At 58.1% G+C, this 23,987-nt stretch carries 21 protein-coding genes; 14 read left to right on the top strand and 7 right to left on the bottom strand.

Going from position 1 to position 23,987, the window contains the following annotated elements; all coding sequences use genetic code 11:
* Positions 1 to 253: 253 nt before the first annotated feature.
* Complete coding sequence (locus RBB47_RS30540) at positions 254 to 910, bottom strand: ribonuclease HII (protein WP_305989720.1); 657 nt, start codon at positions 908 to 910, stop codon at positions 254 to 256.
* 44 nt (positions 911 to 954) lie between these two features.
* Positions 955 to 2,088 carry a PA0069 family radical SAM protein gene (locus RBB47_RS30535; RefSeq protein WP_305989719.1) on the bottom strand — a complete coding sequence of 378 codons (1,134 nt, stop codon included), beginning with the start codon at positions 2,086 to 2,088 and terminating at the stop codon, positions 955 to 957.
* A gap of 109 nt (positions 2,089 to 2,197) precedes the next feature.
* Here RBB47_RS30535 and RBB47_RS30530 point away from each other — a divergent pair, with 109 nt between their 5' ends.
* Positions 2,198 to 2,890 carry a glycosyltransferase gene (locus RBB47_RS30530; protein WP_305989718.1) on the top strand — a complete coding sequence of 231 codons (693 nt, stop codon included), beginning with the start codon at positions 2,198 to 2,200 and terminating at the stop codon, positions 2,888 to 2,890.
* On the opposite strand, the gene RBB47_RS30525 is transcribed toward RBB47_RS30530, so the two are convergent.
* From RBB47_RS30525 to moaB, 3 genes are read right to left on the bottom strand one after another with little or no spacing between them, the layout of a single operon-like run.
* The gene (locus RBB47_RS30525; RefSeq protein ID WP_305989717.1) at positions 2,877 to 3,845 is read right to left on the bottom strand and encodes a glutathione S-transferase family protein; all 969 of its coding nucleotides are present in this window, start codon (positions 3,843 to 3,845) and stop codon (positions 2,877 to 2,879) included. The genes RBB47_RS30530 and RBB47_RS30525 overlap by 14 nt on opposite strands.
* Before the next feature lie 27 nt (positions 3,846 to 3,872).
* Positions 3,873 to 4,382 (bottom strand): GNAT family N-acetyltransferase, encoded by a 510-nt coding sequence (locus tag RBB47_RS30520; protein ID WP_305989716.1) that lies wholly within the window; start codon positions 4,380 to 4,382, stop codon positions 3,873 to 3,875.
* A 4-nt stretch (positions 4,383 to 4,386) separates the two neighbouring features.
* Entirely contained in the window at positions 4,387 to 4,944 is a 558-nt protein-coding gene (gene moaB / locus RBB47_RS30515) for a molybdenum cofactor biosynthesis protein B (RefSeq protein WP_305989715.1), read from the bottom strand.
* Positions 4,945 to 5,132: 188 nt separating this feature from the next.
* On the opposite strand from moaB, the gene RBB47_RS30510 reads away from it, so the two are divergent.
* The 6 genes from RBB47_RS30510 to RBB47_RS30485 all read left to right on the top strand — a co-directional run bounded on the left by RBB47_RS30510 (position 5,133) and on the right by RBB47_RS30485 (position 12,656).
* On the top strand, positions 5,133 to 6,359 hold the full coding sequence (locus tag RBB47_RS30510) for a PLP-dependent aminotransferase family protein (protein WP_305989714.1): 1,227 nt from the start codon (positions 5,133 to 5,135) through the stop codon (positions 6,357 to 6,359).
* A 31-nt stretch (positions 6,360 to 6,390) separates the two neighbouring features.
* Positions 6,391 to 7,038, top strand: a complete 648-nt coding sequence (locus tag RBB47_RS30505) for a ceramidase domain-containing protein (protein ID WP_305989713.1) — start codon at positions 6,391 to 6,393, stop codon at positions 7,036 to 7,038.
* A 110-nt stretch (positions 7,039 to 7,148) separates the two neighbouring features.
* On the top strand, positions 7,149 to 9,443 hold the full coding sequence (locus tag RBB47_RS30500) for an NADP-dependent malic enzyme (protein ID WP_305989712.1): 2,295 nt from the start codon (positions 7,149 to 7,151) through the stop codon (positions 9,441 to 9,443).
* Between the two features lie 24 nt (positions 9,444 to 9,467).
* Positions 9,468 to 9,809: a chorismate mutase gene (locus tag RBB47_RS30495; RefSeq protein ID WP_305989711.1), complete on the top strand. Its 342-nt coding sequence runs from the start codon at positions 9,468 to 9,470 to the stop codon at positions 9,807 to 9,809.
* A gap of 94 nt (positions 9,810 to 9,903) precedes the next feature.
* The gene (locus tag RBB47_RS30490; RefSeq protein ID WP_305989710.1) at positions 9,904 to 11,022 is read left to right on the top strand and encodes a PQQ-dependent sugar dehydrogenase; all 1,119 of its coding nucleotides are present in this window, start codon (positions 9,904 to 9,906) and stop codon (positions 11,020 to 11,022) included.
* A gap of 335 nt (positions 11,023 to 11,357) precedes the next feature.
* A complete protein-coding gene (locus RBB47_RS30485) occupies positions 11,358 to 12,656 on the top strand; it encodes a DEAD/DEAH box helicase (protein WP_305989709.1) in 1,299 nt (432 codons plus the stop codon).
* Positions 12,657 to 13,827: 1,171 nt separating this feature from the next.
* Here RBB47_RS30485 and RBB47_RS30480 read toward each other — a convergent pair.
* Positions 13,828 to 15,504, bottom strand: a complete 1,677-nt coding sequence (locus tag RBB47_RS30480) for an electron transfer flavoprotein-ubiquinone oxidoreductase (protein ID WP_305989708.1) — start codon at positions 15,502 to 15,504, stop codon at positions 13,828 to 13,830.
* Positions 15,505 to 15,822: 318 nt separating this feature from the next.
* Here RBB47_RS30480 and RBB47_RS30475 point away from each other — a divergent pair, with 318 nt between their 5' ends.
* The 4 genes from RBB47_RS30475 (at position 15,823) to RBB47_RS30460 (ending at position 18,634) form a co-directional block, all read left to right on the top strand.
* The gene (locus RBB47_RS30475; protein ID WP_305989707.1) at positions 15,823 to 16,716 is read left to right on the top strand and encodes a uracil-DNA glycosylase family protein; all 894 of its coding nucleotides are present in this window, start codon (positions 15,823 to 15,825) and stop codon (positions 16,714 to 16,716) included.
* An 88-nt stretch (positions 16,717 to 16,804) separates the two neighbouring features.
* Positions 16,805 to 17,428: a PilZ domain-containing protein gene (locus RBB47_RS30470; protein WP_305989706.1), complete on the top strand. Its 624-nt coding sequence runs from the start codon at positions 16,805 to 16,807 to the stop codon at positions 17,426 to 17,428.
* A 116-nt stretch (positions 17,429 to 17,544) separates the two neighbouring features.
* On the top strand, positions 17,545 to 18,402 hold the full coding sequence (locus RBB47_RS30465; protein WP_305989705.1) for a S49 family peptidase: 858 nt from the start codon (positions 17,545 to 17,547) through the stop codon (positions 18,400 to 18,402).
* Between the two features lie 46 nt (positions 18,403 to 18,448).
* Positions 18,449 to 18,634 carry a hypothetical protein gene (locus tag RBB47_RS30460; protein WP_299480237.1) on the top strand — a complete coding sequence of 62 codons (186 nt, stop codon included), beginning with the start codon at positions 18,449 to 18,451 and terminating at the stop codon, positions 18,632 to 18,634.
* Between the two features lie 35 nt (positions 18,635 to 18,669).
* Here the strand turns inward: RBB47_RS30460 and RBB47_RS30455 are convergent, their stop codons facing one another.
* Entirely contained in the window at positions 18,670 to 20,073 is a 1,404-nt protein-coding gene (locus RBB47_RS30455; protein ID WP_305989704.1) for an MATE family efflux transporter, read from the bottom strand.
* A gap of 311 nt (positions 20,074 to 20,384) precedes the next feature.
* On the opposite strand from RBB47_RS30455, the gene RBB47_RS30450 reads away from it, so the two are divergent.
* The 3 genes from RBB47_RS30450 to RBB47_RS30440 form a co-directional block, all read left to right on the top strand.
* Positions 20,385 to 21,353 (top strand): glycine--tRNA ligase subunit alpha, encoded by a 969-nt coding sequence (locus RBB47_RS30450; protein ID WP_305989703.1) that lies wholly within the window; start codon positions 20,385 to 20,387, stop codon positions 21,351 to 21,353.
* A gap of 159 nt (positions 21,354 to 21,512) precedes the next feature.
* Entirely contained in the window at positions 21,513 to 22,067 is a 555-nt protein-coding gene (locus tag RBB47_RS30445) for a LemA family protein (RefSeq protein ID WP_305989702.1), read from the top strand.
* A 10-nt stretch (positions 22,068 to 22,077) separates the two neighbouring features.
* Positions 22,078 to 23,987 (top strand): DUF2207 domain-containing protein (locus RBB47_RS30440; RefSeq protein ID WP_305989701.1); only part of this gene is annotated, 1,910 nt, incomplete at its 3' end.

The raw sequence follows: 23,987 nt of genomic DNA, 5'->3' as shown, positions 1-23,987 counted from the left end.
GGAAAACCGGGACGACAAACCGGAGAAACTATTCCGTGTCATGGCCTGGTGTTGGCGATTTTTTTGCCGGTTTCTCAAAGACGTGCACTCAATCGCACTACCTAAACCCGACACCAGTGGGTCAAGCCATGGCATGACAGCCTCCTTCAGAGAAACTCGTGCCAAAGCGTCAACCATGTACCCGAACACCTGCAAGCCAGGTCTTCGATCTTAACATTTTGCGGGGCTGACATTTGGCGCCGAAGTCGACGGCTCAGTCGCTCTTACTCGCCGTAAGTCGGACCGGCTTGAAACTCATCCGGTGATGCGGCGTGGGACCGAGGGTTTGCAGCGCTGATTGGTGTTGGGGAACGCCATAGCCCTTGTGCTGGTCGAAGCCGTAGCCGGGTGCCCGTTCCTCGAGACGCACCATCATCCGGTCCCGCGTCACCTTGGCGACGATGGACGCGGCCGCGATGCACAGGCAGCGCCCGTCCCCCTTGATGAGCGCCTGCCCCTGTTGACTCAGCCCCGGGGGAACGTCGCGGCCGTCGACAAGAACGTAATCCGGAACTTTTGCCAGCCCGTTCACCGCACGCACCATAGCCGCAAGCGTTGCTGCACGGATGTTCAGAACGTCGATTGTCGCCGGGCACGCGCTGGCTGCGCACACGAAGGCACTTGAGACGATCTGCTCAAACAATTCTTCGCGCCTGGCTTCCGTCAGTTTTTTGGAATCGTCCAGTCCAGCCGGGACGTTGTCATAGTCCAGGATCACCGCAGCGGTGACGACTGGTCCGGCCCAGGGGCCGCGGCCTGCCTCATCAACGCCGCAAAAACCGTTCGCGAAGGATGCCGCGTGCTTGCGTTCCAACTCAAGATCGGGACTGTCCGGAAACGGCAGGTCAAAGAGGGACGGGCTGAAGGTCATGTTTGGACCGTGCAGGTCCCTATGGGTGTCTTCAAGTGACACTTTCAAAAGAGGTCAAGTTGCACACCGCCTTTTTGCGGCTGAACAAAGTCACTCGTGTTCAGCTTCCGCCTTCGGAGGTTCAGTTTGAGCCGTTTGGCTGCGAGCGAGAAACGCTTGGCGATCTGCTCCGCATACGGTCCGCGGCCGCGCATGCGTTCGCCCCATTTGGCATCATAATCCTTACCGCCGCGCATGGAGCGGATCAGGCTCATGACATGCCGGTAGCGGTCCGGTCGCTCTCGCAAGAGCCAGTCCCGGAAAAGCGCGGAGACTTCGAGAGGCAGACGCAACAAAATAAAGGTTGCTTCGCTGGCGCCATGATCAGCGGCAGCCTCGAGCAGCGCTTCGATTTCACTGTCCGTCAGCGCGGGAATGACAGGCGCCATCATTACGGATGCTGGAACGCCGGCCTCCGAAAGCGCCCTGATCGCGCCGAGACGCTTGTGGGGCGCGGAGGCGCGCGGTTCCATTGCGCGGCAAAGCTTCCTGTCGAGCGTCGTTACGGACACGGCAACTTTGACCAAATTGCGTTCCGCCATTCTGGCAAGGATATCGACGTCACGCGTCACCAGAGCCGACTTGGTGACGATCGCCACCGGATGTGAACATCTGTCCAGGACCTCCAGGATCTCGCGCATCAGGCCGTAGCTCTTTTCCAGTGGCTGATAGGGATCGGTGTTGGTGCCGATGGCGATCACGCGCGGGGTGTATCCCGGTCTGGAAAGCTCCCGTTCCAAAAGCATGGCGGCGTTGGGTTTGGCAAAAAGCCGGGTTTCGAAGTCCAGTCCGGGTGACAGGCCCATATAGGCGTGGGACGGGCGGGCAAAACAGTAGATACAACCGTGTTCGCACCCGCGATAGGGATTGATGGAGCGGTCGAAGGACAAGTCCGGCGACTCGTTGCGTGTGATGATCGTGCGCGCACGCTCTTCCTGGACCTCAGTCTTCAGCGGCGGCAAATCGTCCAGACTGTCCCACCCGTCATCGAAACTTTCCCGCGACAACGGTTCGTACCGGCCCGATGCATTCAGGGCTGCCGCACGTCCGCGCCTGCGGTCTTCCTTGAGGCGGGCGGACTTGGCACCGGTGCATTCTTCCGGATCGACACGGTCGTCGGATTGAAGCGCAGATTTCATGGCAGGGAGTCACGATCAAATGAGAACATAAAGAGAACATTAGTTCAAAAAAGCGATGATTCAAGCCACTCATTTCGCACTTGCGAATTTTTCGTGTAAAAGACGCCCCATGATCAGTGTCATTGTACCGACAAAAAACTCAGAGACCGAGCTGGTACATGCCCTTTCGTCTCTGGTGACGGCTGCTGCCGAAGGTGTCATACGCGAAGTCATAGTTGTGGATGGCGGCTCCAGCGACGGCACCGAACGGGTCGCGGACGCAGCTGGCTGCAGCTGGGTCAGCCGCAAGGGCTTGTCCCGGAGCGAACGGCTCGCCGAAGGTGCACGGATTGCCAAACGGGGTGATTGGCTTTTGTTTCTACGCCCGGAAACGCTTCTCGAAAGTGGCTGGCATCACGAAGCGCAGGCCTTTATCGAGCGTGCAAACCGCGCCCGGCAGGAAGCCCGGACGGCGGCCAGTTTCCGGCTGCGCTACGAATCCTTCGGCATGGGCGCCCGGTTCAGCGAGTCGGTTGCGGCGCTCAGGTCTCAGCTTCTCGGAATGCCTTACGGCAACCAGGGTCTCCTGATCTCGCGTCAGTTCTATCAAAAGCTCGGCGGACATCGGCCGCTGCCGGAGTTGGAAGATCTCGACATCGCCAAGCGGATCGGCCGCAGCCGGATCGTGTTTTTGAGAGCCGCCGCGGTAACGTCAGGACAACCGGAAAGCGACAGCGTCGTTTCCCGCTTCCGCCAGGCATTGGCACGTTTTTGTGTGGGGACCTTGCGTATCCCGGCAAGCGTGGCCGTCAGGCTGCTTTGATCGGCTCCGAGAAATCAACCAGCGGTCCGACTGGCACAATCCCGTACGGATTGCGTATATCGCTGCGCGAGTGATAGCCGCGACGGTAGATCTCAAGTTTGACCGTATCTGAGACGCCGGGCAGGGCGAAAAAACGGCGCGCATACGCCCAAAGATTTGGATAGTCGATGAGACGGCGGCGATTGCACTTGAAGGCGCTCCAGTAGGCGACGTCGAACCGCGCGAGCGTTGGAAAGAGGCGGATGTCCGCTTCCGTCAGCTGATCACCCAAGAGCCAGGGACCTGCTTTGAGCGTTAGCTCAATCCGGTCCAGAGCCTCAAAGACGCCGCTGACACCTTCCTCGTAAGCGTCCTGTGACCGTGCGAACCCGGCGCGGTAAACACCGTTGTTCAGCTTCGGGTAGATATAGGCATTCCACTCGTCGATGCCGCTGCCAAGGTGCCCGGGAACATAGTCCGTGTTGTTCTCCGCAATTCCCTGGAATGCGGAATTGAACATGCGGATGATTTCCGCGGACTCGTTGCTGACAAGCTTTCCGGTTTTGGTGTCCCAGAGGACCGGCACGGTGACGCGGCCGGTATAGTCGATCGTACCGGCGGAATAGATTTCGTGAAGCGCCGACGCGCCTGAAATCGTGTCGACATATCCGTTTTCAGGATCGAAAACCCAGCCGTCTTCGGTGCGCTTTGGCGCCAGGACGGAAATCGGTATATGGGCCTGCAATCCCTTTAAGGCGCGCATCAGCAGTGTGCGGTGCGCCCAGGGACAGTTCCAGGCGACATAAAGGTGATAGCGTCCGCTCTCCGCCTTGAAGCCGCCAACGCCGCTCGGTCCTGCAGAACCGTCCGCGGTCACCCAGTTGCGAATCTGGGCCTTGGACCGTTCGAACCGGTCGGAGGCGACCGTGTCACCGCTTGCGTTCGTGTCCCAGGTTCCGTCTACCAGCAGTCCCATTTTTATCTCCGCTTTCGCTGATGCGCCTCAGGTGGTGTCCAGCGCCAGTGTCATTCTAATCGAAGGAAACTGAACGCCGCCCGGCAAGGAAATCTCAAAAGGCTCGACGGTCCTGAAGCCGCAGGCCTGATAGAACCCTTCACCATTCAGGGTCGAATAACAGTTAAGTTCCTTCAGACCGGCCGCGCGCGCACCTTCGATACAGCGCTGCATCAATGCCCGGCCGATACCCTGGCCGGTATGATCGGGGTCCGTGCCGAAATGGCGGATGTTTCCGTTGACCGCGGTTTCGTTCTGACCGGTTGGCGAGTGCCTTGTCCAGCCACCGACACCGACAATCTGCTGCGCACCGGTTTCAGCGGCGAAATAGGTCCCAGATGACAACAATGCAGGCTGCGCCTTGGTCATCAGCGGCAGGGCCCTTTCGAGGATTTCTGCGCTATAGGCCTCGCTTAGCAGCACCTCGTAACTCTTCAGCAAAAGCGCCGAAACGGCGTCTTCATCGGAGATCTCGGTTCTGCGGACAAGAAAAGTCACGGGCTCAGGCTTCCTGAAGTTTCCCGCGTTTCAGGTGCTCGTCGAGCCTTGGCATGATCTCCACGAAATTGCAGGGCATGTGCCGGTAATCCAGCTGCCATTTCAAGATGCCGTCCCAGGCATCCTTGCAGGCACCTGGAGACCCCGGCACGACGAAAATATAGGTCGCACCCGCAACGCCGCCGGTTGCGCGCGACTGGATCGTGGACGTGCCGATCTTGTCGTAGGAAATGCGGTGGAAGACTTCTGAAAACCCGTCCATGCGCTTCTCAAAGAGCGGTTCCATCGCTTCTGGCGTAACGTCCCTGCCGGTAAACCCTGTCCCGCCGGTCGATATGATGACATCGACGCCCTGATCCGCGATCCACGCCCTGGCAATTTCCTGAATGGCAGAAATGTCGTCCTTGACGATCTTGCGGTCGGCAAGGTGATGGCCGGCCTTCTCGATCCGGTCAGACAGCGTGTTGCCGGACCGGTCTTCCTCCGGCGTTCGTGTGTCGGAGACGGTCAGGACGGCAATGTTGAGCGGGATGAAAGGTCGGGATTCATCGATGCGGGACATGGGAAACTCCTTTGTCCACGACACATAGGGGAAGAAACCCGATTGTTCCAGTGCTCGCGCATGGTCGGATATGTTGCGCGTCGTGCGCAATAAAATTACAAAAAATAACAAGATTGAGACACTTGCAAAACAAATAGGTCAGTATTATTGACTTAAATATCGAACAACAATTTTCCAATGAGCCACTCATGACCACTTGGGACAGCCTTTACGCGAAACGTGCAAGCCGCATGCGTGCGTCTGAAATCAGAGAACTTCTGAAACTGCTCGACCGCCCGGACGTGATCTCCTTCGCCGGCGGCATTCCGGATCCGGCGCTCTTTCCAGCAGAAGCCTTCAAACAGGCCTATGCAGAGATACTGGGTGGTCCGGAGGCTGAAAGGGCCCTGCAATATGGAATCAGCGAAGGCAGCACCCGCCTGAGAGAGTGGATTGTCGCTCACATGAAAGACCTCGGCGTTTCCTGCGGTCCGGAAAACATTCTGGTCACCTCGGGGTCCCAGCAGGGGTTGGATTACATCGGCAAGCTGTTTCTGTCCGAGGGAGACACCGCGCTTGTGCAGTGGCCGACTTACCTTGGAGCTGTGCAGGCGTTCAATGCCTATGAGATCAACTTCGACCGGCTCGATCCGCGCGCAAATCTTGCGGCCGCCGATTATCAGTCCCGCGCCGCGGAGAGGGGCGGCGCAGTCAAGTTTGCATACCTGTCGCCGGACTTTGCCAACCCGACCGGTCTTTCGCTCGATCTCGAAGAACGGCGCCGCATCCTGACCCTCGCCGGGGAGCTTTCCTGTGCCGTTATCGAAGACAGTCCGTATCAGAGCCTGCGCTATGATGGCGCGCCGGTCCCGGCCATGCTGGCCCTCGATTGCGAGAGAAATGGCGGCATCGAAAACAGCAGGACACTCTATTGCGGCAGCTTTTCCAAGTCGCTCTCCCCGGGTCTGCGTCTTGGTTGGATCTGCGCAGCGTCGGAGGTGATTTCGCGGCTTGTGCTGATCAAACAGGCAAGTGATCTCAACACGCCCGTTCTCAACCAGGAGGCCATGGCGCGTGTTGCGGAGACCAAGTTCGAGCCGCACACCGCGCATACCAATGCAGTCTATAAGGCGCGCCGGGATGCCATGCTTGATGCGCTGGCGGCACACATGCCCGAAGGCACCAACTGGACCAGGCCCGAGGGTGGTATGTTCATCTGGCTTGAATTGCCGGGCGGCCTCGATGCTGCCGAACTCCTGGAGCGTTCGGTCGAGACGGCCAAGGTGGCTTTTGTGCCCGGCAGAGCCTTTCACCCAGATGGCAGCGGTGCCAATACGCTGCGACTGAGCTTTTCCTGCGCCGACAAGCCGAAGATCGATGAAGGAATTTCACGGCTTGGCGCCTTGATTGCCGAAACTGTCACGTCCACCCTGTAAGAAACATACGGGCAGACTACGGCAAGGGTACATGGATCTTCACCACCAGCTGGATAATTACTGCGAGCGGGTCGGACCAGAATTCTGGTCCGAACCGCTGAATGCCGTCACAAATGCCGCGTTTCTGATTGCGGCACTCGCGGCCTATCTGATGTGGCGCAGGAAGACACCGGATGACTGGGCCGGATTGAGTCTGATCGTCATTCTGGCTGCGATCGGCATCGGCTCGTTTTTGTTTCATACCTTTGCAACGGTGTGGGCCGTGCTTGCCGATGTCATCCCCATCGTGATTTTCATACACGTCTATCTCTTTTTCGCCCTCAACCGGTATTTGAAGCTGCCGTGGTGGGCGGCTCTCGGCATCGTGATTGCCTTCTTCGCGGCAACGCCGTTTGTTGCAGATGCCGTCTTTGCTCCATTTGTCGGGGGCTCTGCCAGCTATGTGCCTGCTCTACTGGCAATATTCGTGGTTGGGGCGCTGTTATTCCGGGAAAACCAGGGGCTTGGTCGACAGGTATTGCTGATCGGTGTCGTGTTTCTGGTTTCGCTGACGATCCGAACGCTGGATGAACCTCTTTGCGGGCATGTCGAGTTTGGCATTCACTTCATGTGGCACATCCTGAACAGTATCGTGCTGTTTTTGCTAATACGGGTTCTCATTTTGCATCGCGCCGGGTAAACCACACAGACACTTCAGGAATTTGCAATTCAGGCCGCAAAGCAACGTGCTTTTCGATCGGCCACCATAAAAATGACTGAGCAGACAAGGTCAGGGAGACAAGAAACGTCATGAGCGATACCAACAAGACCGAACACGATCTGACCGAAGCTGCGCTTTTTTACCACGAGCACCCAAAGCCGGGAAAACTGGAGATTCAGCCGACAAAACCGCTCGGCAACCAGCGTGACCTGGCGCTTGCCTATTCACCTGGTGTTGCCGCGCCCTGTCTCGAAATCGCCGACGATCCGTCAAAGGCCGCCGAATACACGTCCCGCGCCAACCTGGTTGCTGTGATTTCAAACGGCACAGCGGTTCTCGGTCTCGGCAACATCGGTCCGCTGGCGTCAAAACCGGTGATGGAAGGCAAGGCGGTTCTGTTCAAGAAATTCGCCGGGATTGACGTTTTTGACATCGAGGTGGACGAACTCGATGTCGACAAGTTTGTCGACGCAGTCTCCGTGCTTGAGCCGACATTCGGCGGCATCAATCTGGAAGACATCAAGGCGCCGGAATGTTTCATGGTGGAGGCCAAGCTCCGCGAAAAGATGAACATTCCCGTGTTCCACGACGACCAGCATGGAACGGCGATCATCGTGGGGGCCGCGGTCCGCAACGGCCTTCATCTTGCGGGAAAGAACATCGAGGACGCAAAGATTGTTGCCTCCGGCGCAGGCGCGGCAGCGCTTGCCTGCCTGAACATGCTCGTTTCTTTGGGCGCAAAACGCGAAAATATCTGGATCACCGATATTGAGGGCGTTGTTTACGAAGGCCGCGAAAAGCTGATGGATCAGTGGAAGTCGGTGTTTGCGCAAAAGACCGACAAGCGCACGCTCGATGATATCATCGAAGATGCGGATGTATTCCTCGGCTTGTCCGTCGGCGGTGTCCTCAAGCCGGAGATGGTTGCCAAAATGGGTAAGGGTCCTTTGATCCTTGCGCTTGCCAATCCGAATCCGGAAATCATGCCGGAGGACGCTCTTGCGGTCCGCAACGACGTCGTCATGTGCACCGGGCGTTCGGACTATCCGAACCAGGTCAACAATGTGCTGTGTTTTCCTTTCATCTTCCGCGGCGCGCTTGATGTCGGCGCGACGACGATCAACGAGGAGATGAAGCGTGCGGCCGTCGAAGCGATCGCCGGTCTCGCCAAGGAAGAACCGTCCGATGTCGTGGCGCGCGCCTACGGCGGCAAGACCGAGACCTTCGGCCCGAATTACCTGATCCCGTCTCCTTTCGACCAGCGTCTGATCTTGCGGATCGCCCCGGCGGTCGCCAAGACCGCGATGGAGTCCGGCGTTGCGACACGGCCCATCACGGATTTTGATGCCTATCTCGACAGGCTCAACCGCTTCGTCTTCCGCTCTGGCCTGATCATGAAACCGATCATCCAGAATGCGTCCAAGGAACCGCAAAGGATCATCTACGCGGAAGGCGAGGATGAACGGGTGCTGCGTGCCGCGCAGGTTCTGATCGAAGACCATATCGCCAAGCCAATCCTTGTCGGCCGCCCGGACGTTCTGCAACAACGCTGCGAACGCTTCGGTCTCAAGATCCGGCCCGATGTCGATTTCGAATATGTCAATCCGCAGGACGATCCACGCTACCGTGACTATGTCGATGAGTATTTCGAATGTGTCGGCCGCAAGGGCATGCCGCCGAACGCGGCACGAACTGTCGTGCGCACCAATGCCACGGTCATTTCCGCGCTCGCTGTGCGGCGGGGCGATGCCGACGCGGTTATCTGCGGCCTGGAAGGCCGCTTCAGTCGGCACCTTAGGGACATCAAGCAGATCATCGGCGTCTGCGAAACCGCAAGGGACCTGTCCGCCATGTCCCTGTTGATCAACAGTCAGGGCGCGCTGTTCATGTCCGACACTTTCGTGACCGAAAATCCGACCGCGATTGAGATTTCGGAGATGGCGGTCCTGGCGGCTCAGGAAATTCGCCGCTTCGGTATCGAGCCGAAGATCGCGCTGCTGTCGATGTCGAATTTCGGTTCCAGGGACACCGCCTCCTCACGCAAAATGCGTGAAGCGCTCGAACTGATCTGGGAACGTCACCCTGAACTGGAAGCCGATGGCGAGATGCACGGCGACTCGGCCTTGAGCGAAGCATTGCGCGAAAGGGTTATGCCGGGCAGCAAGTTGAAAGGCGAGGCCAATCTCCTGCTGTTCCCGAACCTCGATTCAGCCAACATCGCGCACAACCTCTTGAAGGTGGCGACGCAGGCTCTGCATGTCGGTCCAATCCTGCTCGGAGCCGCCCGGACGGCACATATCCTGACACCGTCCGTGACATCGCGCGGCGTGGTCAACATGTCTGCTCTTGCAAGCGTTGAAGCCCAGACACGGCTGGTCGACTGACCGGCCAGACTGCGTCCCGCTCCAATGACAAATTTGAAAACGCCCGAAAACTGCGTCACCAAGCAGGACATTCGTACTGCGATCGATAAGCTCGATGAGGACCTGATCAGGCTCTTTGCGCACCGTCAGGGCTATGTCCGGCGCATGGCGGAGATCAAGCAGCACCCCGATGAGGCATTCGACGCGGAGCGGATAGAGGCGATGATTGCAGCGATCAAACGGCGTGCGGATGACCTCGGCCTGGAAGCGAACCAGGCGGAACTTGTCTGGCGGACACTCATTGACTGGAATGTCGCCTGGGAAAAAAGTGCGATCGCAGCGCGGCTGGAATTGGGCTCTGCAAAATCCTCCGAAACGGTAGATTGATCAAATTTAATCAACGATCGGCTGTTCGCGGCCACTCGAGTTCCTAACTAAGGAAGAAACGCCTTACGGCATGCACTTTGGAGCGGAGCCCTCTATGAACGTTCGAAACTGTTTCCTTTCTTCTACATCAGCAATCCTGCTTCTGGCCGGCGCGGCTACCTTGCCGGTGGCAGCACAGTCTTCCATCGCTCCTGAAACGGTCGCGGATAACCTCTCCTATCCCTGGGCGGTCGCATTTCTTCCCGGTGGAGGCTATCTGGTCACAGAGCGGGACGGTCTCTTGAAACATGTCTCGGACGAAGGCGCACAAAGCGTGGTCGCTGGGACCCCGGAAGTGTTTGCACAAGGGCAGGGCGGTTTGCTCGATGTGGTGCTCAGCCCCGATTTTCAGACCGACAACACGGTTTTCCTGACCTTCTCGCAAGGATCTCCTGAAGGGGCTGGCACATCGCTCTTTCGTGCAAAGCTTGCCGCGGACGGTGACGGTTTCCGCCTGGAAGATGGTGAAACCATTTTCCGGGCAAACAACCGTGCTTTTGGTGGGCGCCATTTCGGATCGCGTCTTGCGTTTGCACAGGACGGGACGCTCTTCATGACGCTGGGCGATCGCGGCGATGGCCCACGGTCCCAGGTCACGTCGGACCACACAGGGTCGGTCCTGCGCCTGACGACGGACGGAGATCCGGCTCCCGGCAATCCGTTCGAGGGCCGGCAAGACTACAAGCCCGAAATCTGGTCGATCGGCCACCGCAATCCGCAAAGCGCGGCGATCAATCCGTCCACGGGGGTCTTGTGGACAGTTGAACATGGTGCGCGTGGTGGCGACGAAATCAATATTCCGGAAGCCGGCAAGAATTACGGCTGGCCGGTCATATCCTATGGGCGTCACTATTCCGGCGGCAAGATCGGCGAAGGCACCGAGAAGGCCGGCATGGAGCAGCCCATCCACTATTGGGATCCTTCGATCGCGCCGTCCGGCATGGCATTCGTTACCAGCGACCTTTATCCGGACTGGCAGGGGGATCTCTTGGTCGGTGCATTGCGTGGTCAGCATCTGGCAAAACTGGATCTTGATGGCGACAGTATCGTCTCGGAGGAAAAGCTGCTCACCGATCTCGGCGCGCGAATCCGGGACGTCCGTCAGGCGCCTGATGGGTATCTCTATGTTCTGACCGACAGCGACAATGGCCGGTTGATCCGCCTAGTGCCCTGAACATAAAGATAGAACCGCATATCGTGGCAGGGTTGCAGACTGCGCGCTTGACATTCTGAAGAAGGGCGACGATATACCGGCCTGCAACAACTGCCGCGTGAGCAGACAGGGCGCGCCGAGAGGCTGCGCATCCGACCTTTCGGGCGACCGATACGCCCGGTTGCATCTTTTAGGAGCCTGATGAATGGCTCTACCAGTTCCCATGTCACGCGAGGGTCTGGCGGCACAGAGCCAGGTCAAAGGACTGACCGGCTGCCGCGAACCGAAACAGGATCGCAAGGAGACCTCCTTGCGGTGACAAGAGCGTTTGCGACGCTCGATACAAGGAAATGATTTTGACAGAATTTATGAGCCTGGGACTTTCCGGCGACCTTCTCAAAGCAGTCGCTGAAAACGGCTACGACAAACCGACGCCGATCCAGGAAAAGGCGATCCCCCTGATCTTGGAGGGTCGCGACCTTATGGGCCTGGCACAGACCGGGACAGGCAAGACTGCAGCCTTCGGCCTGCCCCTGATCGATCAGCTGATGGCCGACGCACAGGCCGTGCAGCCAAAAGGAACCCGCGCCCTCATCCTGGCGCCGACCCGTGAACTGGTGAACCAGATTGCCAAGAGCCTGATATCCTTCTTGAAGCAGACGCCGCTGCGCGTCACGTCCGTTGTCGGCGGGGTGTCGATCAACGCTCAAATCAAACGTCTGTCCAGGGGCACCGACATTCTCGTTGCAACACCTGGGCGCCTGCTGGACCTCGTCGACCGGAAGGCCGTCGATCTGGGCACGGCATCTTATCTTGTCCTCGACGAGGCCGACCAGATGCTGGATCTTGGCTTCATCCACGCGCTGCGCCGGATCTCAGGGCTGGTCAGGCAAGAGCGGCAAACGCTGCTGTTCTCCGCAACGATGCCGAAGCAGATCAGCGAACTTGCCCAATCCTACCTGCGCAACCCCGAACGGGTCGAGGTTTCGCCTGCTGGCCGGACAGCGGACAAGGTCACGCAGTCCGTGCATTTCATGGATCGCAAGGCGAAAGGCGATTTCCTGCTTGAGCAGCTCCAAGCGAGCCCGCAGGACATGTCGCTTGTCTTCTGCCGCACCAAGCACGGCGCTGAACGGCTGATGCGCAAGCTTTCGCACAGCGGTGTTGCTGCGGGCTCTATCCATGGCAACAAGAGCCAGAACCAGCGTGACCGGGCGATCCGGGATCTCCGCGACGGCTCGATCAACGTTTTGGTGGCGACCGATGTCGCAGCTCGCGGTATCGACATTCCAGGCGTAAGCCATGTTTACAATTTCGAACTGCCGGAAGTTGCCGAAGCTTATGTGCACCGCATCGGGCGCACGGCACGCGCAGGTGCGGCAGGCGAGGCGGTTGCCTTGTGCGCACCGGAAGAAATCGGCCTGTTCCGTCAGATTGAAAAACTGATCGGGATCGACATCCCCGTCGCCAGCGGTGAGGTGCCGCCAATGTCTGCCGCTGCAAGCCGCGGAAGCCGCGGGGGCCAGAACCGGTCGTCCAAACAGCCTTCCAAGAAATCGTTTCGCAAGCGCTCTCAGGGCGGCGACAACGACAACCGCGCTTCGGCGAAGCCTTCGCGCCGCCGCAGAAACAACAACCGCAAGAGTGCGGCCTAGTTTTTGGGCGATCTGCGCGTTTAAGCCTGACTGGCGATCAGCGTTTTAACAAAAAATTGCACCGGGAAGTGGCCTTCCCGGTGCCAAACCTTGTGGTCGATGGGGTTCAAAGCGGCTTGAGCCACTTTGAGTGTATTTCTGGAAGCCGTTCAAAACCGATCCGGAACCGCCGCAGTCCGGTTGGCAAGCTGCTGCTTCCTGCCCACAAGGTACCCAATCGCTCAGTTGCGACCAGATCTCAAAATGTGCTGGGGATCGTCGCGGACACTCCGCGATCACAAAGATCAAAATCGCCAAAACATGGCAAAAATCAATCGACTAACCCCCGTTAGTAGTAAAACTAGATTAACCAACACGAGTCTGCAATTACAACTGATCCGCAGGCAAAATGCATGTGGATAATAGAAATATCTATATAATACAGTGATTTAGGTAAAAATACCGGACTGCTTTCCAAAATCGTTGAGTAACCCCTGATTGAATCGGGGCGAGTGTGAAAGCAAGAACCGCTTTAGTTTCAAAGAATTGCAAGAAGTATTTTCTTTATCTATTGTTGTATAGATAATTCTTATGGCTGCCAATTTGTGCTGAAATTTCAATAGGCAGTAGAACGCCATAGGCAAACAGGGGCGATTTTGACCCCGTCATTTTTATCAATTTACGTGCAGCGTTTTCTTGATCTTCCAAGTGCCCCATTTCTGACCAGCGCCTCATGAAGAGGCAGTCGATTCAAAAATTTGACCAAATGGTATAAATCTGATTGCTGGAGTCATAAGTTGTGTTTATTAGGGCAAAAAATAATTTGACGCAGCGTTAGTGTGCGGATACATCGGCGCCCGCTGCTGGTTTTGTTAACCACAATTAATAATCCCGGCGCAATTCAACCGGACAATAGATCTGGAAGCTAGGTGCACGGTGGCTCCATCTGGACCCCCCGACCCCTTTATAATTGCCGCTGAAACAAAGCGGCTCCGGCCTTGTGGCGCGGGCGATCGCGCAACGGGTGGGCGTGTCGATCTTTCGGCTGCGCACCCGCTGCACGGTTGACAACCGCACCAGACCGGCAACCCCACATTGTCAGGTCTGAGACGACCCATCGGCCGCAAGACTGCAGCACCGGAAAGTCGACTTTCCGGTGCTGTTTGCTTTTCGGTCATGCCAAGGGGGGACGTTACATATTGGGGTAGTTCGGCCCGCCGGCACCTTCCGGAACGGTCCAGGTGATATTGCGGTTCGGATCCTTGATGTCGCACGTCTTGCAGTGAACGCAGTTTTGCGAATTGATCTGGAAGCGCGGGGCGTCTTCGCCCTCCTCAACCCATTCATAGACCCCGGCAGGACAGTACCTGTTGGACGGGCCTTCGAAAATGTCGTGCTCGGACGATTTTTGAAGCGCCAGATCCGCCACCTTCAGGTGGATCGGCTGATCCTCCTCGTGGTTGGTATTGGACAGGAACACCGAAGACAGTTTGTCGAAGGAGATAACGCCGTCCGGTTTCGGATAGTCGATCTTTTTACAGTCCTTCGCCGGTTTCAGCGTCTCGGAGTCCCGCTTTCCATGCTTCAGCGTGCCGAAGAACGAAACGCCGAACAGTTCATTGGTCCACATGTCGAGACCGCCAAGGCTGATGCCGAGCCAGGTGCCGAACTTCGACCAGAGCGGTTTGACGTTGCGGACCTTTTTCAGGTCATCGCCGATCGGGCTGTTCTGCCAGGCGGTGTCGTAGTCGGTGAGTTCCGTATGCGCTTCGCCTCGGCCGATTGCAGCCATTACCTCTTCAGCCGCCAGCATCCCGGACAGCATGGCATTGTGCGAGCCCTTGATGCGCGGCACATTCACAAAACCGGCGGAACATCCCATCAGCAGACCGCCCGGGAAAGAGAGCTTCGGTACGGACTGGAAACCACCTTCCGTGATGGCGCGGGCGCCATACGCAATGCGCTTGCCGCCTTCGAATGTCTCGCGAATGGCCGGATGGGTCTTGAAGCGCTGGAATTCATCGAAGGGCGAAAGCCAGGGATTGTCGTAGTTCAGGTGAACCACAAACCCGACCGCGACCTGGTTGTCCTCCAGGTGGTAGAGGAACGAGCCGCCGCCGGTCTTGCCGTCAAGCGGCCAGCCGAAGGAGTGCTGCACCAGGCCGGGCTTGTGCTTTTCCGGGTCGACCTGCCAGAGTTCCTTGATGCCGATGCCGAACTTGGGAACGTCGCTGTCCTTGTCGAGTTCGAATTTCTCGATCAACAGCTTGGCAAGGGACCCCCGGGCGCCTTCACCGATCAGCGTGTATTTTCCACGCAGCTCCATGCCGCGCGTGAACATGGCGTTCGGTTTGCTGTCGCGTCCAATGCCCATATCGCCGGTCGCAACACCGACCACCTTGCCGTCATCGTCATAAAGCAGCTCGGCGGCTGCAAATCCCGGATAGATTTCGACACCAAGCGCCTCTGCCTTTTCCGCGAGCCAGCGGCACACGTTGCCGAGCGAAACAATGTAGTTGCCGTGATTGTTCATCAGCTTGGGCATGAACAGGTTGGGCAGACGCATGGAGCCTGCTGGACCGAGGACCAGAAAGTGGTCTGCGGTTACTGCCGTCTTGATCGGCGTGTCTTCTTCACGCCATTCGGGGAGCAACTGGTCCAGAGCGATTGGATCGATAACAGCGCCGGACAGGATATGCGCGCCGACTTCGGATCCCTTTTCCAGAACGACCACACTCAGCTCTTCGCCTTTTTCGTTGGCAATCTGCTTCAGCCGGATTGCCGCGGCGAGCCCTGCGGGACCTGCGCCGACAATGACGACATCCACATCCATGCTTTCGCGTTCACCAAGCGCGTCTTGTTCGCTCATGTTTTTCTCCCTCAAGCCAGCAGAGCCATATCCCTATCGCCCTGTTTGCAATATTTTGCAGCGCAAAACACGACATTTTTCTAGTCCGAATGCGAATTTCGCCCCTAAACCGGTCAGATTTCCGCACACATAGATCAAAGCGGGACAAAGCCGTCAAGCTTTATGGACGCTCCCCATACCAAGAAATAACGCACCAGATGGTTACCAAAAAGATGTGTGCACAGGCTCTGGAAAACACAGGATCGCCCGGCGCTCGCTCCTGCGACTGCTTGTGCTGGTCGGTCAAGCGGTTAGTATTCCGGCCCGGAGGCCGATTTCTTGCAAAACCCCCAACACGAACTGCGCGAACTTGAAAGTCTGCTGGCATTTTACCGAGATGCCGGTGTCGACTGTTTTTTGGGCGACGCGCCCGTTGACTGGCAGGAACATACACGCCGTCAGGCTGCTGATCGTCAGCTACAATCCACGCCGGCCTCTCCATCTGCCGCAGCTGGCGAACCCGTCTCCATTCCAGCGCATAATCCGCCCGCCGCGGCCCCTTTACGGCAACAGGCGCCGGCATCCCCAGCGCAGGTTGCGCCCCAGGGCCAACCTGCGGTCATCCCCGATCGGGAAATCATTGCGTCGGCCAGAGATCTTGCGGCCTCGGCTGCGACACTCGATGACCTCAGGGCCTGCCTTGAGGCTTTCGACGGCTGCAATCTCAAACTTACGGCCAAGAAGCTGGTCTTTTCGGACGGCAACCCGCAGGCGAGACTGATGTTCGTGGGTGAGGCACCGGGACGTGACGAGGACCTTCAGGGCAAGCCGTTCGTCGGCCGCTCCGGCCAGTTGCTGGACCGCATGCTGGCGGCCATCGGTTTGGACCGGTCTTCCACCTATATTGCGAACGTGGTGCCCTGGCGCCCGCCCGGGAACCGGACGCCGACCCCGCAGGAGACCGAGATCTGCAAGCCGTTCATCAAGCGCCAGATCGAGCTCGTCAATCCCGACGTTCTGGTGTTTCTCGGCGCGGCCTCCGCCAAGAACCTCTTGGGTGTGCAGGACGGCATCCGGAAAATGCGCGGGCGCTGGATGAGCTATCCGGTGGCACAGCGCGAGATCGCCGCGATAGCAACCTACCACCCGGCTTATCTGTTGCGCAGTCCTCTGGAAAAACGCCTTTCCTGGCGAGATTTTCTGAGCATCCGGTCGCGGCTTTCCAGCCAGTAGGACAGTCGGGTCTTTCCATTAACGCCGTTTTTAGCCTTCAGGTTGTAAGGTGAGGTGTGGCGAGCCCCAGGATGGCCCGGAGGATGAGTTGAGCAACACCAATGCTGTGAGAGTGGCTGATAACTGCGTGAGTGCGCTTGTCGTCGATCTTGCGGACATGACCTGCTTTGAAGCCTCTGCGCTCGATCTGACCGAAAAGGGGTGCTGGATCGTGTCCGACAAGGTCGACCGCATCCGGGAAGACGTCGGATTGCGTCTGGAAGGGCGGGACAAGCTCGTTCGTGGCAAGGTGATCGCCTACGGCGACAACGAGGCCCGTATCAGTTTCGAAGCGGGCAAGACGGAACCGACTGAAAAACGGCGCGAGATTCGTCGTCCCGTCTGGATCCATTCGGTCGTCTGCGGCACCACAAACCCTGTCACGATGAAATGCCATATCGTCGATGCCAGCCGGTCGGGTTGCCGTCTCGAAGGTCAAAATCTCGACAGGCTGCCACAGGAGATCGAAATCTCCATTCCTGGGCTGGATCTGCCGATCGCGGCAAGAATCGTTTGGCGATTGAACGGTCAGGCTGGTGTGCAAATGAACTGGCCTTTCGAGCCCGAACCGGATGTGACGCTCGAGGCGGTGGTTGCCAAGCTGGACAGGGAACAGCAACTGGAAGCGGCCAAGCCGAAGCGCAAGAAACGGATCAGCGCGTTCGGCACCTGAGAGACGTTGCGCCCGAAGGGTAAACCGCACACTGAGAATTTGCGGCACACCGGTCTTTGAAAGACGGCAAACGATACATATATCGGGGCAGTTACTCTTTCTCAGGGCTCTTCCGCGTGTTTTCATCCATTCGCCGTATTCTCCCGAAACGCTTTCGCAATGATAATCCAGTCATCCCCGTTGTACGTCTGCAAGGCGCCATCGGCATGCAAAGCCCGATGCGCTCGGGCCTGTCGCTGGCCTCCGCAGCCGTGCCTTTGGAAAAAGCGTTTTCGATAAAAAAGGCACCGGCCGTTGCCCTCATCGTCAACTCGCCGGGTGGATCTCCGGTCCAGTCGCGGCTGATTTTCAAGCGGATCCGGGATCTGGCAAAGGAAAATGAAAAGGATGTGCTGGTCTTCGTCGAAGACGTAGCCGCCAGCGGCGGGTACATGATCGCGATTGCCGGAGACGAAATCTTCGTCGACCCTTCTTCGGTTGTCGGTTCTATCGGCGTCGTTGCCGCGGGGTTCGGCTTCACCGAACTGATCAAGAAAATCGGCGTCGATCGCCGGGTCTACACAGCCGGCGAGAAAAAGGTGACGCTCGACCCGTTCCAGCCGGAAGTGCCGGAAGACATCGCCTATCTGAAAACCCTTCAGCAGGAAATTCACGACACTTTCATCGATCTGGTGAAGTCCCGCCGGGGCGACGTGCTGTCAGATGATCCGGATCTGTTTTCCGGCAAGTTCTGGACCGGCAAAACCGGTATCGAACTCGGCCTCGTGGACGCGATCGGCGACCTGCGCGGTGTCTTGAGAGACCGATATGGCGAGAAAGCTCAGCCCCGGCTGATCTCTGCGCCGCGTGGTCTTTTCGGCCGCAAAGGAGCGCTTGGCGTGGCCGGGAAGGGTGCCCGCCTGACCGAGGGCCTGGGTGAGGAGCTCATTTCGACAGTCGAAGAACGCGCCATGTGGATGCGTTACGGCCTTTAAATGGGCGCATTGCTTTTGTGATGTGAGGTCTAAGAAGGGGAACGATATGACCGAATTGATTGGTGTGGCAGCCCTTGCTGTGGGCGGCTACTGGATCGTCCAGCGTGTTAAACGCAAGATGGCCGAAGTCGAGAACCAGATCTCCAAGGCCGCGGCCAAGGCTGACCCCAACGGCCGGGGTGCAAAGCTCGTCCTGGACCCGGAAACCGGCAAGTATCGCCCAAGCAATTGAGCCGGACCGGCAGAGCGGTTGCTCCGCCGAGAAATTCAAGCGTACCGGCTTGTCATCTTTGGTGAAACGAACAAGCCCCAGCGCATGGTTTTCCTTCTGGCCGTTTCAGCCAGGATCCCGATCGTTAGTGCAAGCAGCAGGAGTTCGGCCACGGGTCCGGCCAGCCAGACGCCGGTTTCCGCGAAATAGACTGGCAGCACGACCAGCAGCGGCAGAAAGAAGAAATACGGCTTGATCAAACTGATCAGTGCCGCCCTGAGAGCGTCCCCGAGCGCCTGGAAATAGGCCGCAATGACAAAGAGCGGGCCTGCAACGAACATCAGCGCGATGTTGATTGGCATGATCCTGGCGAGCTCGCCTGCGACCGCGAAATCATCGACAAAAAGAAAACCTATCGGCTTGGCGAAAACTGACAGCAGAAGCTGGGAACAAGTGCAGTAGGCAAATGCTGTCAGGAGCCCGAGCCGCAGCGTATCGTCGGATCGTTTCCATTCTTCTGCTCCATAGTTGTTGCCGATAATTGCCTGCAGAGCCTGCATCAGCCCGAGCAAAGGCAGGAAGACGAAGGTCATGATGCGTGTCAGGATCCCGAAGGCGGCAACGGTGGTTTCATATCCCGCGAGCCCGAAGGACTGAAGAGAGGCAAAGGTTGCCGCGGACCCGAGCGCAATACCGGCAAAATTCAGGCTCTGGGGAGCCCCAAGGAAAAAGATCGCGCGCCACTGCGCTGTCAGCGGGTATTTCAGAATAGCCCGCGGTTTCAGGTGTGTTTCCGTCCTCAGGCGAAACCAGATCACCACTGCAAAGGTCAGCAATTGGGCGAGCGCCGTCCCGAAGGCCGTTCCGGCAACTCCCAGTTTCAAGATCGCGACCAGCACGAAATTGAAGACGATATTGGCAATTGAAACCAAAAGACTGACACCCGCCATCTGCATGACGTAGCCTTCGCTTCGAAGTGCGTCCGTCTGGACAGAAAGCACAAACAGGAGCGGCGAAGTCCACACGGTGATCGCCAGATAGGTGTGCGCCATTCCGGCGATCTTTTCAGAGCCTTCTGCAGCCAGGTAGATGAGTGGATATCCGAGGGCGGAAAACAGCAAGATGCTGATCGCGCCTGCGCAAAGCGACAACCCGTGTGCGCCAACAAAAACGGATCGAGCAGCTTCAAGATCGCCGGCGCCTAGAGAGCGTGCGAGGATGCTGTTCATTCCGTTGGAGACCAGTGTCGCCGTTGCGACCAGCAACATGTAGGCGGGAAACATCAGTGTGACTGCGCTGAGCGCATCGGGTCCGACAAACCGTCCGAGAAAAACGGCGTCGGCGACAGTCAGGAGACCGTTCATGCTCATGACGAGAATGATCGGTAAGGCGGTTTTCAGCAATGTCGGGACGAGCGGTCCCTTCGTAAATGCAATCGTGCGGGAAGATGCGGACGGCATTCCGTTCTCCAGGTCAAATTTCGCAGGGAAGGGGATGCTCGCATTGCCCGCTACGCGAAAAGCGTGGAGGAACGAAAAGATATCAAACCCGGATCTTCACCAAGACAGAGGTCTGCGAGCGGCAGGCGTCCGGAGCCGACACGTTGGTAGTCGGACGAACGAGGCGCGTCAACCCTTGAACCACCAATCCTGCTGCCGTGAACGGTGCTTCGGGGCAACCTGTCTTGACCTTGCCGCCGCATCGTGGCACCTGTCGCAGCGCGTTGGCGGGACAGTCCCGCCGCGATGAGCCACTTGCGGAATTGGTATCCATGTCGACTGAAACTCTGCCCGCACATTTGCGCCCGGAAAACTCTTTCCAGGGTCTGATCCTGACGCTCCAGCGTTTCTGGGCGGATCAGGGCTGTGTTGTTCTTCAGCCTTACGACATGGAAGTCGGTGCCGGGACGTTCCACCCGGCGACCACCTTGCGCTCGCTCGGGCCACGCCCGTGGAAGGCAGCCTATGTGCAGCCGTCCCGCCGCCCGACGGATGGCCGCTACGGCGAAAACCCGAACCGTTTGCAGCACTACTATCAGTTCCAGGTACTCCTGAAGCCGTCACCGCCGGATTTGCAGGACCTTTATCTGAAATCGCTCTACGCGATCGGCCTTGATCCGAAGCTTCACGACATACGTTTCGTCGAAGATGACTGGGAAAGCCCGACGCTCGGCGCCTGGGGGCTCGGCTGGGAGTGCTGGTGCGACGGCATGGAAGTTTCCCAGTTCACCTACTTTCAGCAGGTCGCGGGCTTTGAGTGTTCACCGGTCTCCGGTGAACTCACTTACGGTCTTGAGCGCCTCGCCATGTATATCCAGGGCGTCGATAACGTCTACGAGCTGAACTACAACGGCATGGATGGTGACGACAGGATCACGTATGGCGACGTTTTTCTGCAGGCCGAGCAGGAATATTCCCGTCATAATTTCGAGCACGCGGACACGGAAATGCTGTTCCGCCACTTCAAGGATGCTGAAACCGAATGCCGGTCCTTGCTGGATGCCGGGGCCCAGGCGCGTGAAGCTGCGGGTGCGAGCGTTCACCAGGTTGTTCTGCCGGCTTACGATCAGTGCATCAAGGCGAGCCACGCATTCAATCTTCTCGACGCACGCGGCGTGATTTCCGTCACCGAGCGACAGAGCTACATTCTGCGGGTGCGCGAACTCGCAAAGGCCTGCGGTGCCGCATTCCTGGAAACGGAAGCGGGCGGCGTCGGGTATCACAACCAGGCCGCCGAGTAGCGCTTCGAATCGCTCGACACTGGGTTTTTTGCCGATGGTCGCGGTTGAAACAATTGCGACAATTCATACGCGATTGAAACCAAACAGTTCTCGCGGACCGGGTGACAAGGTTGCGCTCTAAGGCTAGCTTCCGGGAAGTTTTTTCGGAGGGCTACCGTTTTGACCTGGATTATTTTGGCGCTTTTGATCGCCGTCGCCGTTTACGCAATTTACCTTTACAACACGCTCGTCAAGAAGCGCCAGATGGTGGAAGAGGGCTGGAGCGGTATCGACGTTCAGTTGAAGCGTCGGGCGAACCTGATCCCGAACCTCGTCGAAACGGTCAAGGGTTATGCGACCCATGAAAAGGAAGCGCTCGACACGGTTACGCAGTTGCGAGCGTCGGTCAGCGCCGTTCCAACAGGCGATGTTGCCGGCCGTGCCCGGGCTGAAGGTGAACTGACCCAGGCGCTCGGCCGTCTTTTCGCGGTTGCCGAAGCCTATCCGGATCTCAAGGCGAGCCAGAATTTCTCCGATCTGCACCAATCGCTGGATGAGATCGAAAACGCCATCCAGATGGCGCGCCGCTACTACAACGGCGCTGTCCGTGGGCTGAACACCATGGTGGAAAGCTTCCCGTCGAACCTGGTTGCGAACCAGTTCAAGTTCGAGAAAGCGGAATACTTCGAGATCGAGGACGAAGCCGAACGGGCCGTGCCGAACGTCCAGTTCTAAGGGGGGCGTCATGAAATCGTTTCAAGCTATTGCTGGCGCGCTGGTCGCGCTGTTCATTGTCCTGTCCGGCGCTGCGGTGCAGGCCGAAGAGCGGATCAACAGGTTCGTTTCCACCGTCGAGGTCGCCGAAAGTGGTCTTTTGACCGTAACGGAGACAATCTCCGTCAGGGCCGAGGGCAACCAGATCAAAAGAGGGATTTACCGCGACATTCCCTTGAGAGCCGAAGGCGCTGACGGCCGCACATACCGTGTCGGTTTCAAGCTTCTGTCCGTTCTTCAGGATGGCAGCAGCGCGAGTTACTTCGTGAGAGACAGCTCCGACGGCGTCCGGATCTATATCGGCGACGAGAATGTTTTTCTACAGCCCGGCAACTACACCTACACGATCGAATACGAAACCGATCGCCAGATACGGTTCTTCAACAACCATGACGAGGTTTATTGGAACGCCACGGGCAACGAGTGGAACTTTCCGATCGACGAAGCCCTTGCGCGGGTTGTCCTTCCGGAAGGCGTGCGTGCGCAGGACTGGACAGCCTATACCGGTTCGTTCGGATCGACCGCCCAGAATTATGAGGCCCGCCTCGCCGAGAACGGACGCGAGGTCATCTTTACGACGACCAGTCCGTTGAGCGCCTATCAGGGCCTCACCGTCGTGGTTTCGATGCCCAAGGGAACCATTACACCACCGTCGGACGCGGCCAAGTTCGGATACTTCCTGCAGGACAACAGATCCGAATTGATTGGTGGCGCCGGAGTATTGCTGGTTCTTGTCTACTACCTGGCGGCGTGGCTCTATGTCGGCAGGGATCCGGCAAAGGGCGTCATCTATCCGCGCTTTAATCCGCCGGCGGGCGTGTCTCCCGCACTCTCCCGATATGTCACCACACGCGGTTTCAGCGACGGCGGCTGGATTGCCCTTGCAGCGGCCAGTCTCAATCTCGCCGTCAAGAAGCAAATGCGGCTCGACGAAAAAGACGGCGACGTCGTTCTCGCACTCGAGAGCGAGCATGCGAGCGCCAGGCGCGATTTGCCGAAAGGCGAGGCCGCGATTGTGAATTTTCTGGAAGGGCGCGGATCGTCGCTGCAAATCTACAAGGGGAACGGGTCCTCCATCAAAACGCTGGGCACCAAGTTCAGAAGCGCGATCGAAGGTGAAAGCCGAAACGTCTTCTTCAAAAACAATCGGGCGTTTCTCATACCCGGTGCGCTGCTGAGCATCGTTGCAATTGTTCTGCTCTTTGCCCTTGGCCAGATGCCGCCGGACCAGCAGGAATTCGCGATGGTCTTCATGTTCATGTCGATTTTTGCCGCAGCCGTTTCGGTAAATATCGGCAAGGCAATTTTCCGGATTTCAAACATGCAGATCAGGATGGCGCTGATCTTTGCGCTCTTCGTTGTGGCGATGGTGACGGTCGGACTTTTTGCAGGCAACATCACCGGCGGTATCACGACTCTCCCGATCCTGCCGGTCGTCGCTGCCTCCCTTCTTGCGCTGAACGTTCTCTTCTTCTTCCTGCTTGGAGCGCCGACAGCGCTCGGGCGCCAGGTTCTGGATGAGGTCGAGGGCTTGAAGCTGTACCTGTCAGTTGCTGAAAAGGAACGGCTCAACATGGCGGAGGCCCCGGACATGAGCACAACTCATTTCGAGGAACTTCTTCCTTACGCCGTTGCCCTGGGAGTTGAAAAGCCCTGGTCGCGCGCCTTCGAAGGCTGGCTCGCAACGGCCGCTGGCGCCGCGGCCGCAGCAAGCTATCATCCGTACTGGTATTCAGGCCGAAGGTTCGAACCCAGTCGTGTGTCGGACACGCTTGGACGCACGGCAAGCTCCATGGCGCAGTCGTTCCAGTCCTCGCTTCCTGTTCCGAAATCGTCCAGCTCCGGATTTTCGTCGTCTGGCGGGTCGTCTGGCGGTGGCGG

It is taken from the genome of Roseibium sp. MMSF_3544 (assembly GCF_030732845.1).
Lineage (GTDB): Bacteria > Pseudomonadota > Alphaproteobacteria > Rhizobiales > Stappiaceae > Roseibium.
Note: the sequence above shows the minus strand (reverse complement) of the source record. Positions and strands in the feature narration are given on the sequence as shown.